The sequence below is a fragment of the Kitasatospora sp. NPDC008115 genome (genome assembly GCF_042957205.1).
Taxonomy (GTDB): domain Bacteria; phylum Actinomycetota; class Actinomycetes; order Streptomycetales; family Streptomycetaceae; genus Kitasatospora.
Map to the genome: position 1 here is coordinate 61,530 of NZ_JBIBHU010000029.1, position 15,184 is coordinate 76,713.

A 15,184-nucleotide genomic window follows, 5' to 3' on the forward strand; every position below is an offset into this window, starting at 1 on the left:
CTCGGTGATTTCCGTTCACCGTGGCCCGGAACACCCTTCCCAGAGATATCCGGCGTCACAAAAGCCGACCGCCGACCGTCCGGTCCGGAATTTCCTCCGGAGCCCCCGCCGTTCATTCCCGGGAATTCTCCTTGACGCGGCTAATCCCCGACGGGAGTATTTCCGGGGCCGCGCGCCCGATGCCGCGGCGCACGTGCACGACCACGGCAAACTCGACGGAGGACCAACCATGGAGCAGTCGGGTACGTCCGCCATGCCCTCGACCACCGGTTCCGGCCGGCGGACCTTCCTGCGCGGCGCCGTCGGCGCGACCGCGGTGGGCCTGGCGGGGGCGGCCGGCATCGTCCGGGCCGAGGCCGCCCCGGCGCCCGCGCCGGCGAGAATTTCCGCCACGCAGAACAACTGGCGGTTCTGTCAGAAGTGTTTCGTGATGTATTTCTGGGGCTATCCGACCGACGGCGTCTGTCCGGCCGGCGGTTCGCACAGCGCGCAGGGCTTCAACTTCGTGCTGCCCTACGACGTCCCGGAAACCCCCACCGCGCAGCGGAACTGGCGGTTCTGCCAGAAGTGCTACTCGATGTATTTCTGGGGCTACCCCACGGACGGCGTCTGCCCCTCCTTCGGCGCCCACAGCGCGCAGGGCTTCAACTTCGTCCTGCCGCACGACGTCCCGGAGACCCCGACCCAGCAGCGGAACTGGCGGTTCTGCCAGAAGTGCTTCTCGATGTACTTCTGGGGGTACCCGACCGACGGCGTCTGCCCGGCGGGCGGCGCGCACAGCGCCCAGGGCTACAACTTCGCCCTGCCGCACAGCTGACGCCCCGGCGGGCCGGGACGGCGGTCCCGGCCCGCGCGTCGGCGACGGGCCCGAGGCCTCAGCCGCCGGGGCGGGCGGTGGGCAGGACGGCGACGGACAGGGGGAGGCGGCCGACGGGCAGGCGGGTGGTGCGGCCGGTGGCCGTGTCGACCAGGGTGAGGCCGTCCCAGCCGCCCTCGCGGGTGAAGCCGCCGGAGACGTAGGCGGTGCGGGCGTCGGGGGAGAGGGTGACGCTCTCGTGCGGGCCGTCGAGGGGGACGACGCGCTCGGCGCCCCCGGGGGAGCGGATGGTGAGGGAGGGGCCGGCGTCGGTGGCGGGGTCGATCGGGCCGGTGCCGACGACGTAGAGGGTGCCGTCGGGGGCGGCGGCGGCACCGTGCTGGTGGGTGTTGGCGGTCATCGGTTCGACGGTGACGCGGCCGGTGGAGGGGTCGACGACGGCGAGCCGCTCGCCCTCGAAGGGCAGCAGCAGCGCGCCGTCGGAGGGGCGGACGGCGGTGTAGTGGGGCTTGAGCCAGGAGCCGAGGCCGCCCTCGGTGCCGTAGGGGGCGACCTCGATGCGGCGGGCCCGCCAGGTGGCGGTGGAGACGGCGGTGACGTCGAAGGAGTCGTGGTCGGTGACGTAGACCTGGCCGCCGTCGGCGGAGACGTCCACGTCGAAGGGGCGGCGGCCGACCGGTACCACCCCGGTGACCGTCCGGGTGGCGGTGTCGACGACCTCCAGGGTGCCGTTGCCGCCGGGCACGTTGACGCCGACGTAGACCCGGCTGCCGTCCGGGGAGAGGGCGAGGCCCATGCCGCCGCCGCGGTATTCGCCGGTGGTCACCGGGCCGGTGCGGGTGGTGTACGGGATCAGCGCGGTGCGGGTGCGGGTGGCGGTGTCCACGGCGGCCACGCCCTCGGCGGTGGCCACCCACGCGGTGCCGTCGGCGGCGACGGCGAGCCCGTACGGGGCGGTGCCGACCCGGACCGAGCCGAGGTCGGCTCCGGCGCCGGAGCGGGCCGGGTCGACGAAGGTGACGGTGTCCGCGCCGAAGTCGCTCACGAGGAGGGCGGGGGAGGAGGGCGAGGACGCGGCGGCCTCGGGACCGGGAGCCGTCGGCGGGGCGGCGGTGGGAGGCGCGGTCGGGGCGTCGCCCGGAGCGGCGGTCGCCGGGGAGGGCGCGGTGGCGGGTGCGGCCTCGGTGGTGGGCCCGGTGCAGCCGGCGAGCAGGGCGGCGGCGGCCAGCGCGGCGAGGGCGGCGGCCGGTGCCGGGGGGCGAATGGACAACGCGGGGCTCCTCACGGGGCGCGGGTCGGGCCCGGCCCAGCCTGCCCCCTCGGGGGCCCGCCGGGGATCGGCGGCCCGGCCCGGTCGGCGGCGCCGCTCGGCCGACAAGCGGGTCATCCGATCGGATGACCCGCTTGTCGGCGTTCACCAGGAGAGCGGGTAGCGGACCGGGTGGCCGCCGATCCGGCCCGGCAGCAGGCCGATCGCCACCAGCAGCACGGTGGACAGCGCCAGCAGCGGAAGGAACGGCCAGGCGTCCGGCGACTGGAGGACCACCACCACCGCGCTGGCGACGGCGGGGGAGTGCGAGACGTGGCAGAGCATCATCGCGCCCAGCGAGAGTCCGGCGGCGATCGCCGCGCCCCAGGCGGTGCTGCCGGTGACCGCGAGCGTCGCGTAGCCGATCAGGGCCGCCAGCAGGTGACCGCCGATCAGATTGCGCGGCTGGGAGATCGGCAGGCCGGGCGCGCCGTGGACCAGCGCCGCGCTGGCGGCGACCGGGGGTATCAGCAGCGGTTGGTGGACCAGCACGCCGATGCCGGCCAGCAGGAGCAGCGCCCCGATGGCGAAGGCGGACGCCCGCAGGGCGTGCAGCGGATGCGGACGGGGGGCCTTGGCGGGAGGCGGTGTGGACATGCGGGAGCGGCTCCGGGTGGGGAACGGGGGACCCGGGGATGATAAACAGACTGTTGCAAGAAAAGGTGGGATGTTTCGCCAGTTGGACAATCGTCGGACACTCCGTGGACGGACCGGTGCCCCCGGCGGCAGCCGAACCACCCCAGCGACCATGCCCGCAGAGAGGGTCGACCCCCCATGGCCGGAACCGCCGCCACCGTCTTCCGCAACGTCCGCCCGTACGGCGCCGAGCGGCCCGTCGACCTGATCGCCGTCGACGGCGTGCTGGTCGAGCGCCTGCCGGACGGCGCCGAGCCGGATGTCGTGGAGGGCGGCGGCCGGATCGCGCTGCCCACCCTGGTGGACGCGCACATCCACCCGGACAAGACCGCCTGGGGCGAGCCCTGGTACAGCCGGCGCCCGGCCGGAGCGCTGCCCGAGTACGTCCAGGGCGACGTCGACCTCCACCGCCACCAGCGCACCCCGCTCGCCGAGCGCGCCCACCGGCTGCTGGCCCACGCCGTGGCGTGCGGCACCCGCGCCGTCCGGGCGCACGTCGACGTCGCCCCCGCCTACGGACTCGCCGGGGTGACCGGGCTGGCCGAGGCGCGCGAGCGGCTCGCCGGGGCGCTCGACGTCCAGCTGGTCGCCTTCCCGCAGCACGGCGTCCGCCGGACGCCCGGCGCGGGGGAGTTGCTGGCCGAGGCGGCGGCGAGCGGACTGATCGACGCGGTCGGCGGCATCGACCCGGCCGGATTCGACGGCGGGCCCGACGGCGAGGGCCCCGCGCAGTTGGACCTCGTCTTCGACCTCGCCGAACGCCACGGCCTGCGGCTGGACGTCCACCTGCACGACCGGGGCGAGCGCGGCCTCGACCCGCTGCGCGACATCGCCGCGCGCACCAGGGCCGCGGGCCTGGCCGGCCGGGTCGTGGTCAGCCACGCCTTCTGCGTCCCGGAACTGGCCGGCGACCGGCTGGGCGCGCTCGCCGAGCAGTTGGCCGAGGCCGGCGTCGGTCTCACCACCGTCGCCCCCTCGGCGCACCAGGTCCTGCCGTTCCGCGAGCTCCTGGCGCGCGGCGTGCGGGTCGGCCTCGGCTCGGACGGCGTGCGTGACTCCTGGAGCCCCTTCGGCAACGCCGACATGCTGCACCGCGCCCACCTGCTCGGCTGGACCACCGGCGCCCGCACCGACCAGGAGCTGGCCGACTGCTTCGCGCTCGCCGCGGACGGCGGCGCCGACCTGCTCGACCTGCCCCGCGTCACGCTGCGGCCCGGCTCCCCCGCCGACTTCATGCTGCTGGCCGGCGAGTGCCTGCCGCAGGTCGTGGTCGACCTCCCGGCGCGCGAGCTCGTCGTCCGGGCCGGTCGCGTGGTCGCCCGGGACGGCCGCCTCCTCGGCTGACGGTCCGGACGCGCTCCGGGCGGTGGCGAAGACGGTGGCGCGGGCGGCGTCCGTGGCGCGTCCGGAGACGACCGGCGCGAACCGCCCGCCTTCACTCCACCCCGGTGCGCCTGCGTGCGCGTGGCGCGTTCACCCGACGGTCGCAGCGGGTAGTCGTTCGCATACACTGGGCGACCCGAAAAGTGGGGGTGCTGGCCAGGGAGCGGCGATGCCGGAACACGAACAGCTGGGCCCGCGCGCCGAGCCCGGCGGCCCCGTTGGACCTCCCCGGCCCGCCGCGCCGTCCGGCCCCGTCAGGGGGGCCAGGCCGCCGGCGCGGCCGGAGAAGGACGCGGCCACGGTGCCGCTCCAGGCCCGGCCGCCCCTCGGCGACCCGGCCGACACCGGGACCGTCGCCCACGGGACCGTCGCCAAGGGGCCGGTCGCCAGCGGGCCGGTCGGCACCGGCCCGGGCGCGACCGCCTGGCCCGACCGGATGCTCCCGCTGCTCCGCACGCCCACCGCCGCCCGACCGCTGCTCCCCGAGCCGCTCGGCGCCCACCGGCCGGGCCCGGCCGAGCTGGCGGCGGTGCTCGACCTCGTCCTCCTGGTGGGGGAGCTGCTGCTGGCCAGCGGCGAGGCGGCGGAGGACGTCGAGGCGGCGATGCTCGCGGTGGCGCGCGCCTACGGCGTCCACCCGTGCGACCCGCAGGTCACCTTCACCCGGGTCGCCGTCTCCTGCCGGCCGGGCCCGTCCGAGCCGCCGCTGACGGCGGAGCGGTCGGTGCGCCGCCCGTCCGGCGACTACGCGCGGCTGGCGGTGCTGTTCCGGCTGGTCACCGCGATCTCTGCGGGCGGGATCGACGTCGACGAGGCCCACCGCCGGCTCGCGGCCGGAGTCCTGGGCGGCCACCGCTACCCGGGGTGGCTGGTCGCGCTGTCCTGCGGGCTGCTCGCCGGGGCGGCGACGGTGCTGGTCGGCGGCCGTACCGACGCCCGGGCCGCCCTGGTGTTCACCAGCGCCTTCGTCGCCGCCATGGTGGGCGACCGGCTCGCCGTGCTGGTCGCGCGGCACGACCTCCCGGAGTTCTACCAGTTCGTGCTGGCCGCGACACCGGCCGCGCTGATCGGCATCCTGCTCTCCTTCAACGGCCTCCACCTGCGTGGCTCGGCGGTGATCACCGGCGGCCTGTACGCGCTCCTGCCCGGGTGGCGGCTGGTCGCCGCGGCGCAGGAGGGGCTCGCGGGCTGCTACCTCACGGCCGCCGCCCGGATGGTCGAGGCGCTGTACCTGATGACCGGCGTGGTGATCGGGGTGACGGCCGTCCTCTACGTCGGCATCAACCACGGCGCGGACCTCGCGGCCAGGGACTTCCCGGTCGGTGCGTCCAATCCGCCGCTCCAGCTCGTGGCGGCCGTCCTGGTCAGCCTGGCCTTCGCGGTGATGCTGAACACGGAACCGGGCGCGCTGCCCGCGGTGATGCTGAACAGTACGGCCGGCTGGACGACGTACGGCGTGCTGGTCGGCGCGGGCCGGCAGCCGATCGCCGCCGCCGCGCTGGCGGCCGGGCTGGTCGGGCTCTCCGGCCAGGTGATGGCGCGTCACCGGGGCAGCTCCGCGCTCCCGCACGTGACGGCGGCGCTCGGGCCGCTGCTGCCCGGCTCGGTGCTCTACTTCGCGCTGCTCGCCTTCGTCCGCGGTGACGCCGAGGCCGGTCTGCGGGGCATGGCCCAGGCCTGTGCCATGGCGATGGCGCTCGCCATCGGCGTCAACCTCGGCCGCGAGGCCGCCCGGCTCTGCCTGCCGGCTCCGGTCCCCGCGCCCGCCCCTGCCCCGGTCCTGGCCCCGCCCCCGGTCCTGGCGCCGCCCCCCGTCCCGGCCTCGGTCCCGGCGGTCCGCCGACGCGCCCGGCGGGGCCGTCACCGCCGCTGAGCGGTTGAAAAATTCTTCATGTTCATAGATGCTGGCGTGCCGATGGACCGGCATCGGCCCGGCACCTTCGAGCGACTGGACAGTCTGAATCACATGAGCGACAACCTCCCCGCCTGCCCCGAGTGCTCCGGCGAGTACACCTACGAGATGGACGCCCTCATGGTCTGCCCGGAGTGCGGCCACGAGTGGGACCCCGCCGCCGGCGGCGGCGAGGCCGCGTCCGGCGAGCGGGTCGTCAAGGACTCGGTCGGCAACGTGCTGAGCGACGGCGACACCGTGACCGTCGTCAAGGCGCTCAAGGTCAAGGGCAGCGTCTCCGGCATCAAGGCAGGCACCAAGGTGCGCAACATCCGCCTGGTCGACGGCGTCGACGGCCATGACATCGACTGCCGGATCGAGGGCTTCGGCGCCATGCAGCTCAAGTCCAGCGTGGTCAAGAAGGCCTGAGCCGCCGAAGGGTGACCGGGTGGCCGCGGGTTCTCGGCGGTCAGCAGCGGTCAGCAGTGGTCGGCGGTCAGCAGCGGTCGGCCGGGAACCTGGCGGTGACCGGCCCGCCGCGCCGCGCCCGCTCCAGCCATACCGGCCGGCTGCCCAGCTCGGCGACCGGCGGCGTGACGTAGAGCAGCCCGGGCTCCTCGCCGGGCTCGGCGGTGTCGTAGGCCCCGGCCACCACCAGCCGCAGCGCCGTGCACACCGCCCACTCGGGGTCGGCCGCCGTGCCCGCCGGGTCGAGCCGGGCGGCCAGCCCGAGCAGCGCCTCGCGCAGGGTGTCGGTGAGGTGGGTGACGGGCGAACCGTCCAGGGCGGGGTGCCCGCCGCCGTCCCGGTGGACGGGCGCGGGGGTGGTGTCCGGTGTGGTTGCGGTCACAGGAGTCATGGCGAGGACGCTAGGGCAGGCGTACGACAATGCCCGGCCCCGCCGGCGGCGGATCACCCGATCGAGGGGTGCGGTCAACCGGCCGGGGCGGTCCCGCGGGCGAGCGGCCGCAGCCGCAACCGCTGCGGGCGCAGCACCGTCGTCAGCCGCACCGGGCGGTCGTCCGCCCGCCGGCCCGCCACCGGGGCCGGGTGCCAGCGGGCGAGGACGGTGGCCAGCGCGATCGCGGCCTCGGCGCGGGCGTAGTCGGCGCCCAGGCACTGCCGGGGACCGTTGGCGAACCCGGCGAACCCCCAGCGCGGCAGGGCGGCGGCCCGTTCGGGCAGCCAGCGGTCGGGGTCGAAGACGGCCGGGTCGGCGAAGATCCGCGGATTGTGGTGCGCGACGTACGGGCTGAGCAGCACCTGGCTGCCGCGCGGCAGGACGCGCCCGCCCAAGTCCGTCTCGCGGGTGCAGGTGCGCAGCAGCACCCAGCCGGGCGGGTGGAGCCGCAGCGCCTCGGTCAGGACCCGGGCGGTGCGGGGGAGGCGTGGCAGGTCCTCCCACCGCGCGGGGCGGCCGTCCGCCAGCACCGCGTCGATCTCCGCCTGCACGGCGGCCAGGGCCTCGGGGTGGGTCATCAGCAGGCGCAGCGTCCAGGAGAGCTGGGAGGCGGTGGTCTCGGTGCCGGCCAGCAGCATGGCGACGACCTGGTCGTGCAGTTCGGCGTCGGAGAGCGTCGAGCCGTCCTCGTCGCGGGCGGCGACCAGCCCGGCCAGCAGGTCGGTGCGGCCGGGGCCGTGCGCCCGGTGCTCGCGCACCAGGTCGGCGACGGTCCGTCGCAGGGTGCGGACGGCCGTGCGGTAGCCGGGCCCGGCGGGCAGCATCCACAGCTTGCGCAGTGCGCCGGCGAAGGCGGTCTCGAAGGCGTGCTGGAGCCGCTCGGCCAGCGCGTCCGGCACCTCGGTGCCGAGCAGGGTGCGCGTCACCACCCGCAGCGTGAAGCGGTAGCAGGCGGGGAAGACGTCCACCACCTCGCCGTGCCGCCAGGAGCCGGCCAGCAGCGCCGCCTCGCGGCTCATCACGGCGGCGTACGCGGCCAGCCGTTCCGGCCGGAACTCCGGTTGCAGCATCCGGCGTTGGCGCCGGTGGTCGGCGTGGGCGCAGGTCGGCAGCCCGTTTCCGAGGATCTCCCGGAACCGCTCGTAGATCGGCCCGCCCTTGTCGAAGGTGCGGTCGTCGGCGTAGACCTGCCGCAGCAGTTCCGGGTGGCAGGGAACCGCGAGGCGGTACGTCCCCAGCCGGACCTCCACCAGGTCGCCGTACTCGTGCAGCCGCGCCAGGAAACGCGCCGGATCACGGGCCAGCGCGGGCAGGTGCCCGAGCACCGGCACCGCCCCCGGGAGCGTCCCGTGCCGATAGGTCGTGGTCGCGGCACCCCGCGCTGACGAGGACACAGCAGCAGGGTAGGCGCCCCGGCGAGCGGCGGACAACCGGTGCGCGCCCACTCGTCCGCGCGCCCACCCGTCCGCGCGCTCGGCCGGACGGGGGACAGCGGGCTGCCGGTCCGCCAATTCCCGTTCCGTGTACGGATCGGTCGGCGGGTGTCGATCCGCGCCGACGTCACCACCTCTGAGCTGCGGGAATCCAGGAGCCATCGAATCCGGTCCGGCGCTTTCCGATCTTGTCGGGTGCTGTTCGGAATTCAGAAATACGCTTGGTCATTCGCATGCGATCGGTGCTAGCTTCCTTCTCGCCCCGATTCCCGTACGAGGGAGTAAAGCCCATGGCATCGAACAGGCTCACGAAGGCGCTGGTGGGTGTTCTCACGGCCGCCACCCTCGGCATCGGCACCTTCGCCGGCGCCACCGCGGCCTCCGCCGCGTCCGCCCCGCAGGCCCCCGCCCGGACCGTCGGCGTCCGGGCCGTCAACAACCTCGGCCTCACCACCGCCGAGGCCCAGAGCGTCCAGTGCTACGTCCGCGACGCCGGCTACAACCCGGGCGCGATCGACGGCCAGCTCGGCACCAACAGCTGGAAGGCCTGGCAGAGCTTCCTCAACGACCTCGGCTACAACGCCGGAACCGTCGACGGCGCGGTCGGCCCCAACACCATCCGCGCCCTCCAGCGCTTCCTCACCGACCTCGGCTACGACACCGGCGGGATCGACGGCATCGCCGGCTCGAAGACCAGGGCCGCCTGGAAGGCGTTCGCCCAGCTCGGCTGGTGCTGACCGGCCTCCTCCCACACCGCACGACAGAGCGGCCCGGGCCCGCCCCAGGAACCCCCTGGGGCGGGCCCGGGCCGTTGCCGGCGCTACCCGGGCCCGAGTTGAGTACCGGTACTCAGGCGAACGCACCGGCGGGCCGGGCAGGATCGCCGGTATGACCAGCGATCAGCAGCGGTGCGCGAAGCGGCGGGCGGCGCGCTCCACCCGCGTGGCAGGCTCGCGGGCGCCGCGTGCGTCCGTACCGGACCTCCCCGGCCCGGCGGCCCCGGCCCGGCCGTGCGACCGGCGCCCGGCCGGGGCGGTGACCGCCCGGTGATCTGGGGACGCGGCGGCCCCGCACGGGTCCCGGTGGCGGCCGGCGGCGGATCCGGATGCCCGGCCCTCGCCCATGTGACGATCGGCAGCCGGGAGCCGGACACGGACGACCACGACCGGCCGGCCGCCGCCGGACAGGCGGACGCCGAGACGTCCGCCTGCCGGGGCGCCCCGCCGGAGGGGTGAGAAGGGAACCGGAGACGTGCCGCGCCGGCTACCTGCTACCGGGTTTCGGCGTCGGCGACCCAGGCGGGGAGCGGCTCACGGAGGGCCAGCCACTCCTCGGGCACCCCGGCCAGGCCGGTGCGGGCGGCGACCACGCCGGCGGTGATGGCACAGGTGGTGTCCACGTCGCCGAGGCCCTCGGCGGTGGTCCACAGGGCGTCGGCGAGGCTGTCCAGATGGTGCGCGGCGGACCACAGGGCGAACGGGACGGTGTCGCCCGCCTGGACGCGCTGCCCGTTGCCCAGGACGTCGGCGGCCCGCCACGGCTCCGTCCCGGCCGCCAGGTCGGCGGCGCGGTGAAGGCCGTCGCGCACCGCCCCCGGCGGGGTGCGGTCGGCGATCCCGGCCAGCAGCTCCGAGCCCGCCGGCTCGTGCCGCCCGTCGCGCCCGCGCGCGGCGAACGCGGCCGCCAGGGCGACCGCCACCGCGCCGGCCACGCCCTCCGGGTGCGCGTGCGTGACCTCGGCGGAGAGCGCCGCCTGCTCGGCCGCCTCCTCCAGGTCCTCGCGGAACCACGCCCCGAGCGGCGCCACCCGCATCGCCGCGCCGTTGCCGAAGCTGCCCTGACCGTCGAACAGGTCCCGCGCCCGCGTCCGCCAGCTTCCCGGCGACTGCGCGAGCCCGGGCAGCAGCCGCTGCATACCGCGCCCGTAGCCGCGGCCCGGGTCGGCCCGGTAGGTCATCCCGAAGGCCAGCGCCAGCTTCTCCTGGTGCACCGCGTCGTACGCGGTCAGCACCCCGTACACCGACAGCGCCATCGCGGTGTCGTCGGTCCAGTGCCAGGGCGCCTCCTGCGGGGTCCGGCGGGCCCTGATCTGCTCGAACGCCTCTCGGGGCGTCCGGAACAGCGGGAACCAGCGCTCCCCGAATCCGTCCCCGAGGGCCAGGCCCTCCAGTGAGTCACGAGCGGCGGAAGACGATGTCATCGTCCCATCGTTCCACCGCCCCAAGGCGCCCGCGGCACCGGCCCGGACGGGCATCCGTCGTGAACCTGACGATTCGTCGGAATCGTCGGCCGGGCCCTGGTAGAAAGGAGTGGCGTGACAGCGGTCGACGGAGGCGGGACGGGGAGTGACAGAGGCCGAACCCGGACGCGGACCCGACCCCGGACGTGGCGCCGGACAGGGCGCCGGACCCGGACCCGGGTCCACGGACATCCACAACGTCGTCACCGACAGCACGGTCCACTACCTGGTGCAGATCGGCGTGCTCAACGGCGAGCTGCACCTCACCGTGCCGCCCCCGCCCGTGCCGCCGGCGACACCGCTCGGCCTCGCCGAGGAACGGCTGGCCCGCAGCCTGCTGTACCAGTGGCGGGCCGAGGCCGACGCCTGGGACATGGCCGACCCCGAACCGCTGGCCGTCCGCTGGGTGCACAGCCGCACCGCCCTCGGGCCGGGGCGCGAACTCGACGGGCGCGGCGACCGGGTCGGCACCATGGCGGAGGCCCTGCTCGGTCTCGACCACCGCCGGCTGCTGATCCTCGGCGGGGCCGGCGCGGGCAAGACGACCCTGGCCGTGCTGCTCACCCTGGAACTGCTCGCCCGCAGGCTCACCCGGGACGAGGACGTCCCGGTGCCGGTGGTGCTCTCGCTGGAGTCCTGGGACTCCGAGCGGGTCAACTTCCACGACTGGCTGGTCCGCCGGATCGCGGAGGAGCACCCCGGTCTACCGCGGGTGGACGGGCTCCATCCCGCCGCCCGGCTGGTGAGCGAACGGCGCCTGCTGCCCGTCCTGGACAGCCTCGACGAGCTGCCCGAACACCGGCGGATCGCCGTGCTCGGCGCCCTCGGACGCCAGTTGGGCCAGGACGGCGGGGTGGTGCTGATCTGCCGGACCGAGGCCTACCGCGAGCTGGTGACGGCGCAGCGGGACGTGCTCCGGGTGGACTCGGCGATCGAGGCGCTGCCGCTCGACCCCGCCGACGTGGCGTCCTACCTGCGCCACGCCCGACAGCCGTCGCGCGCCGCGCAGTGGGCGCCGCTGCTGACCGAGCTCCGCGCGGAGCCCAACAGCCCGGTGAGCCGGGCGCTGTCGACGCCGCTGATGGTCTGGCTGCTGCGGCGCGGGTACGAGCGGGCGCCGGCCGACCCGGGCGAACTGGTGGACCGCAGGCGCTTCGCGACCGCCGCCCAGGTCGAGCGGCACCTGCTCGACCGGATCGTGCCCGCGTCGTTCCCGGCGCTGCCGCCGGCCCCCGACCGGCTGCACCCTCCCCGGCAGTGGGAACCGGAGCGGGCCCGGGAGTGGCTGTCCCACCTGGCCCGGCTGATGGACCGTCAGGGAACCGCCGAGCTGGCCTGGTGGCGGCTGTTCGGGGCGCCGCTGCCGAGGGCGCTGGCGGTGCCGGCGCTGATCGCGGTCGGGATCGCCCTGTCGCTGCTGTTCGAGCTGGTGCTCGGGTCGGTCCCGGGCGGCCGGCACCGGACCTTCGGCTTCGGCACCGTCCTGGGCCTCAGCGTGACCCTCGCGGGCGCGGTCCGGATGGCCGGACAGGCGTGGTTCGGCGACGACACCGCGACGCCCCGGCGGCGGGTCAACCCGTTGCGCTTCGCCGGCGCCCTCCGCTCGGCGGGCCGCAACGGGCGGCTGGGCCGGGCCTGGCGGCTCACGGTGGTGATCGGCGGGCCGCCGGTGATCCTCGCCCTGGGCCTGGTCCAGTTCCTGGCACCGTCGACGGCGGGTCTGATGACGGTGGTGGGGGTGCTGCTGCCCGGTTATCTGATGATCGTCATGGCGGCACCTTCGGACACCGTGGACGCCGCGACCCCCGACGCGCTGCTGCGCTCGGAGCGGACCTCGGTCCTGCTGACCATGGTCGTGCTCGCACCGCTGATCGCCCTGGGGACCGGACTGCTGGGCTGGTCCCGGGCCCGCCCCCTGACGGACTGGGCCGACACCCTGGCCGCCTGGTGCGGGGCGTGCGCGATGTTCCTGCTGCTCAGCCCGTGGAGCCGGTGGCTGCTGGCGCGCTGCTCGCTGGCGCTGGCGGGCCGGGTGCCCTGGGCGCTGATGACCTTCCTGCGGGACGCCCACCGGGCCGGCCTGCTCCAGCGGACCGCCGGGACGTACCGCTTCCGCAATCTGCGCCTCCAGCAGCACCTGGCCGGCCCGGGAACGGCTTCGCTTCCCGCTCCCCGGGCGTCGTCCGGCACGGCGGCGGCGCCCGGCACCGCTGCCGGGACGCCCGTGCCGCCGGCCGCGTCCTGGCGCGGCCTCACCGTCCGGCGCGACCCGGCCTCGTACCTGCTCAGCGGCCGGTCCCGCGAAGTGACCCTCGCGCACTGGGGGCCGCTCGGCGCCCTGATGGGCCTCCAACTGGTCCGGACCACGGTGAGCGGCACCTGGGACCACCTGGAGGCCTGGGCGCCGATGGTCGGCCTGCCCGTCATCGGCGTGCTGTTCATGCTGATCCGCTTCCTGCCCCGGCGGCGGCTCGAACTGCACATCACCGACGCCTTCATCGCCGCCCGGTGGGGCCGGCACCGCTGCCGCTACGAGTGGAGCGACGTGGACGAGGTGGCGGTCCGCCGGATCCACAGCCGCGGCCGCGACGCCCGGGTGCACGGCATCCACGTCCGGCTGCGGCCGGGAGCACCCGTCCCCCCGGCCCGCTACCGGGGCCGGGACGGCTGGTACCTGGTGCAGTCCGTGAGCATCGGCCGGACCCTGCCCCCGGACATCGCCCAGGCGCTGGCCGACCTCTCCGGCGGCCGCTGGCGGCCGTAGGCGGGGGACACCCGGGCGGCGGCCGTCCGTGGCAGGGTCAGGGGGCGGGCGGTGCCGGGTGGCCCGGCTCCTCCTCGCCCTCGAACCGTCCTGAACCGCCTGCACCGGTCGTCCTCCGCGGTCATGTGCCCGCGCCTCCGTCCTCGGGGGCGGCCGCCACGCGGTTGCGGAGCGTACCGATGCCCTCGACCTCGACCTCGACGACATCGCCGGGCTGCAGGTGGCGGCCGGAGAACACGCCGGCCCCGCGCGGTGTCCCGGTGAGGATCACGTCGCCGGGTTCGAGGGTCTGGTAGTGCGAGAGGAAGGAGATCAGCTCGGCCACGCCGTGGATGAAGCCCGCGGTGCGGTCGTCCTGGCGCGGCTCGCCGTTGACCAGGGTGCGCAGCCGCAGGTCGAGCGGCTCGCGGAACTCGTCGGGGGTGACCAGGCAGGGGCCGAGCGGCTTGAAGGTGTCGAAGCTCTTGGACACGCCGATGGAGGCGGTCGGATCGCCCGACATCGCCCGCTGCTGGATGTCGCGGGCCGAGACGTCGTTGGCGATGGTCAGGCCGGCGAGGTGGCCCAGCGCGTCCGCGGTGTCGACGGCGGTCGCGGGCCTGCCGATGACGGCGGCCACCTCGCCCTCGTAGTCGACCTGCCGCGCCGCGACCGCCGGGAGGCGGATGTCGTCGCCGGGGGCGACGACCGCGGAGCCGGCGACGACCTGGAAGTTCGGCTCGGTGGGCAGGACGATGTCGGGCCGGCCCATCGCGGCGAACATCTCCAGGGCCTCCTGCGCGTGACTGCGGTAGTTCAGTCCGATGATCAGGATCTTCCCGGGCCGGGGAACGGGTGCGTGCACGCGCACCTCGTCGAGGGCGACCCGCCGGACGACCGCCGCCGTACGGGCCGCGTTGGTCCCGGGGCCGCGCAGGAGGGCGCCCAGGTCGGCGAAGGGGAGGTCGAGCAGGGAGAGTTCACCGGTGTTGTCCTCCCTGGCGATGCCGAGGGCTGTGCTGTACAGGCGCATCCATGACTCCTGCGGGTGGGGGAGGGGGTTTCTCTTGCTTCAGAGTCAAGAGCCTTCTTGTTCCAGAGTCAAGAGATGTGCTGATCGCGGGCCGGGGCCGGAGCCGCGGGTGGGGGGGTGCGGCGGCGCCGCCTAGGCTTTGCTGTCATGCCAAGGAACCGTCAACAGATCCCGAAGGCCGAGCGCGAGGCCGTCCTGGTCGAAAGCGCCTGGGAACTCTTCGCCGCTCAGGGGTACAAGGGGACCAGCCTGGCCGAGGTCGGCAGGGTGGCGGGCGTCGCGGCGAACGCCGTTCGCTGGTACTTCCCGACCAAGGACGATCTGTTCGCCGCCGCGCTGGACCGCACGTTCCTGCGTGAGCGGGAGCGTGTCGAGGCGGATCCCGCAATCGGGGGCGATCCGCGCCGGCAGCTGGTGGCGTGCCTCGTCGATCTGGAGGCCCACCGCGGGCTGCACCGGGAGGCGTACGACCGCATGGGGGAGTCGCCGGCCCTGGCCGACGCCTATGTCCGCATGCAGGAGTGGCTGGAGGGCCGCCTCCTCGCGGCGGTCGCGGACCGGCTGCCCGAGGGGGCGGACGTCGCGCCGGTGGCGGATCTGGCGCACGTGCTCTTCGAGGGGCTGCTGGTCAGTACGCGGGCGCTGGACCGGCCGACCGGGGAGCTCGTCGACCTCCTGATGGAAGCACTGGTGGCCGTCGCGGCGGCGCGCTGAACCCATCTCTTGACTGCCATACAAGAGCCTTCTAGGTTTCTCTTGTATGGCAGCCAAGAGGGCTGCCGTGCTCCCGAGAAGGAGG

The 15,184-nt window shown here is 75.3% G+C and carries 13 protein-coding genes; 7 read left to right on the forward strand and 6 right to left on the reverse strand.

What is annotated here, in order from left to right:
• The first annotated feature begins 229 nt into the window (after positions 1 to 229).
• Complete coding sequence (locus ACFZBX_RS30120; protein WP_391536980.1) at positions 230 to 817, forward strand: hypothetical protein; 588 nt, start codon at positions 230 to 232, stop codon at positions 815 to 817.
• 58 nt (positions 818 to 875) lie between these two features.
• On the opposite strand, the gene ACFZBX_RS30125 is transcribed toward ACFZBX_RS30120, so the two are convergent.
• Positions 876 to 2,204 (reverse strand): hypothetical protein, encoded by a 1,329-nt coding sequence (locus ACFZBX_RS30125; RefSeq protein ID WP_391536981.1) that lies wholly within the window; start codon positions 2,202 to 2,204, stop codon positions 876 to 878.
• A gap of 27 nt (positions 2,205 to 2,231) precedes the next feature.
• Positions 2,232 to 2,723 (reverse strand): HPP family protein, encoded by a 492-nt coding sequence (locus ACFZBX_RS30130; RefSeq protein WP_380760573.1) that lies wholly within the window; start codon positions 2,721 to 2,723, stop codon positions 2,232 to 2,234.
• A 177-nt stretch (positions 2,724 to 2,900) separates the two neighbouring features.
• On the opposite strand from ACFZBX_RS30130, the gene ACFZBX_RS30135 reads away from it, so the two are divergent.
• The 3 genes from ACFZBX_RS30135 to ACFZBX_RS30145 all read left to right on the forward strand — a co-directional run bounded on the left by ACFZBX_RS30135 (position 2,901) and on the right by ACFZBX_RS30145 (position 6,465).
• The gene (locus ACFZBX_RS30135) at positions 2,901 to 4,106 is read left to right on the forward strand and encodes an amidohydrolase (RefSeq protein ID WP_391536982.1); all 1,206 of its coding nucleotides are present in this window, start codon (positions 2,901 to 2,903) and stop codon (positions 4,104 to 4,106) included.
• 208 nt (positions 4,107 to 4,314) lie between these two features.
• Positions 4,315 to 6,018, forward strand: coding sequence for a threonine/serine exporter family protein (locus ACFZBX_RS30140; protein WP_391536983.1), 1,704 nt, complete (start codon positions 4,315 to 4,317; stop codon positions 6,016 to 6,018).
• A 93-nt stretch (positions 6,019 to 6,111) separates the two neighbouring features.
• A complete protein-coding gene (locus tag ACFZBX_RS30145; RefSeq protein ID WP_391536984.1) occupies positions 6,112 to 6,465 on the forward strand; it encodes a zinc ribbon domain-containing protein YjdM in 354 nt (117 codons plus the stop codon).
• 67 nt (positions 6,466 to 6,532) lie between these two features.
• Here ACFZBX_RS30145 and ACFZBX_RS30150 read toward each other — a convergent pair whose 3' ends face one another.
• On the reverse strand, positions 6,533 to 6,895 hold the full coding sequence (locus tag ACFZBX_RS30150; RefSeq protein ID WP_391536985.1) for a hypothetical protein: 363 nt from the start codon (positions 6,893 to 6,895) through the stop codon (positions 6,533 to 6,535).
• Positions 6,896 to 6,969: 74 nt separating this feature from the next.
• Positions 6,970 to 8,331 carry a cytochrome P450 gene (locus ACFZBX_RS30155; protein ID WP_391536986.1) on the reverse strand — a complete coding sequence of 454 codons (1,362 nt, stop codon included), beginning with the start codon at positions 8,329 to 8,331 and terminating at the stop codon, positions 6,970 to 6,972.
• A gap of 329 nt (positions 8,332 to 8,660) precedes the next feature.
• Here ACFZBX_RS30155 and ACFZBX_RS30160 point away from each other — a divergent pair, with 329 nt between their 5' ends.
• Positions 8,661 to 9,107, forward strand: a complete 447-nt coding sequence (locus ACFZBX_RS30160; RefSeq protein WP_391536987.1) for a peptidoglycan-binding protein — start codon at positions 8,661 to 8,663, stop codon at positions 9,105 to 9,107.
• A 533-nt stretch (positions 9,108 to 9,640) separates the two neighbouring features.
• Here the strand turns inward: ACFZBX_RS30160 and ACFZBX_RS30165 are convergent.
• Positions 9,641 to 10,570, reverse strand: coding sequence for an ADP-ribosylglycohydrolase family protein (locus ACFZBX_RS30165; protein ID WP_391536988.1), 930 nt, complete (start codon positions 10,568 to 10,570; stop codon positions 9,641 to 9,643).
• A 145-nt stretch (positions 10,571 to 10,715) separates the two neighbouring features.
• Here ACFZBX_RS30165 and ACFZBX_RS30170 point away from each other — a divergent pair, with 145 nt between their 5' ends.
• Positions 10,716 to 13,373, forward strand: a complete 2,658-nt coding sequence (locus ACFZBX_RS30170) for an NACHT domain-containing protein (protein ID WP_391536989.1) — start codon at positions 10,716 to 10,718, stop codon at positions 13,371 to 13,373.
• Positions 13,374 to 13,494: 121 nt separating this feature from the next.
• Here the strand turns inward: ACFZBX_RS30170 and ACFZBX_RS30175 are convergent, their stop codons facing one another.
• On the reverse strand, positions 13,495 to 14,385 hold the full coding sequence (locus ACFZBX_RS30175) for a fumarylacetoacetate hydrolase family protein (RefSeq protein WP_391536990.1): 891 nt from the start codon (positions 14,383 to 14,385) through the stop codon (positions 13,495 to 13,497).
• Positions 14,386 to 14,532: 147 nt separating this feature from the next.
• Here ACFZBX_RS30175 and ACFZBX_RS30180 point away from each other — a divergent pair, with 147 nt between their 5' ends.
• Positions 14,533 to 15,099, forward strand: a complete 567-nt coding sequence (locus ACFZBX_RS30180; RefSeq protein WP_391536991.1) for a TetR/AcrR family transcriptional regulator — start codon at positions 14,533 to 14,535, stop codon at positions 15,097 to 15,099.
• The last annotated feature ends 85 nt before the right edge of the window (positions 15,100 to 15,184 follow it).

What these genes read in the sequence shown, in the direction of transcription:
- ACFZBX_RS30120 (WP_391536980.1), top strand. Translation starts at nt 230, where the DNA reads ATGGAGCAGTCGGGTACGTCCGCCATGCCCTCGACCACCGGTTCCGGC.
- ACFZBX_RS30125 (WP_391536981.1), bottom strand. Translation starts at nt 2,204, where the DNA reads ATGACCCGCTTGTCGGCCGAGCGGCGCCGCCGACCGGGCCGGGCCGCC.
- ACFZBX_RS30130 (WP_380760573.1), bottom strand. Translation starts at nt 2,723, where the DNA reads ATGTCCACACCGCCTCCCGCCAAGGCCCCCCGTCCGCATCCGCTGCAC.
- ACFZBX_RS30135 (WP_391536982.1), top strand. Translation starts at nt 2,901, where the DNA reads ATGGCCGGAACCGCCGCCACCGTCTTCCGCAACGTCCGCCCGTACGGC.
- ACFZBX_RS30140 (WP_391536983.1), top strand. Translation starts at nt 4,315, where the DNA reads ATGCCGGAACACGAACAGCTGGGCCCGCGCGCCGAGCCCGGCGGCCCC.
- ACFZBX_RS30145 (WP_391536984.1), top strand. Translation starts at nt 6,112, where the DNA reads ATGAGCGACAACCTCCCCGCCTGCCCCGAGTGCTCCGGCGAGTACACC.
- ACFZBX_RS30150 (WP_391536985.1), bottom strand. Translation starts at nt 6,895, where the DNA reads ATGACTCCTGTGACCGCAACCACACCGGACACCACCCCCGCGCCCGTC.
- ACFZBX_RS30160 (WP_391536987.1), top strand. Translation starts at nt 8,661, where the DNA reads ATGGCATCGAACAGGCTCACGAAGGCGCTGGTGGGTGTTCTCACGGCC.
- ACFZBX_RS30165 (WP_391536988.1), bottom strand. Translation starts at nt 10,570, where the DNA reads ATGACATCGTCTTCCGCCGCTCGTGACTCACTGGAGGGCCTGGCCCTC.
- ACFZBX_RS30175 (WP_391536990.1), bottom strand. Translation starts at nt 14,385, where the DNA reads ATGCGCCTGTACAGCACAGCCCTCGGCATCGCCAGGGAGGACAACACC.
- ACFZBX_RS30180 (WP_391536991.1), top strand. Translation starts at nt 14,533, where the DNA reads ATGCCAAGGAACCGTCAACAGATCCCGAAGGCCGAGCGCGAGGCCGTC.